The organism is Staphylococcus sp. EG-SA-17, assembly GCF_017151845.1.
Lineage (GTDB): Bacteria > Bacillota > Bacilli > Staphylococcales > Staphylococcaceae > Staphylococcus > Staphylococcus aureus.
Genome location: NZ_JACVZO010000192.1, coordinates 1 through 227, shown reverse-complemented (window position 1 = coordinate 227; position 227 = coordinate 1). Strand labels below are relative to the sequence as shown.

At 27.3% G+C, this 227-nt stretch carries 1 pseudogene; it reads right to left on the bottom strand.

From position 1 onward, the window contains the following. Nucleotides 1–227 (bottom strand): annotated as a pseudogene (locus IDG65_RS14700) (IS5/IS1182 family transposase); the annotation flags it as partial.

Here is a 227-nt window from a genome sequence, read left to right as displayed (position 1 = left end):
TCAATAGAATGATTTAAATCTTCGATTTCTTTATCTAAATGACTACCAATTAAATCTATTTCTTCTATTGTTAAATCGCTATCTCCATCTTCTTTTATCTCTGGTATTATTTTTTCTTCAACTAAGTCACGATATAATGCTTTTGAATTTTCGTTCAATTTCGATTCGTGATTTTGAATACTTTTCTTCCACACAAATGTATATCTATTGGCATTAGCTTCTACTTT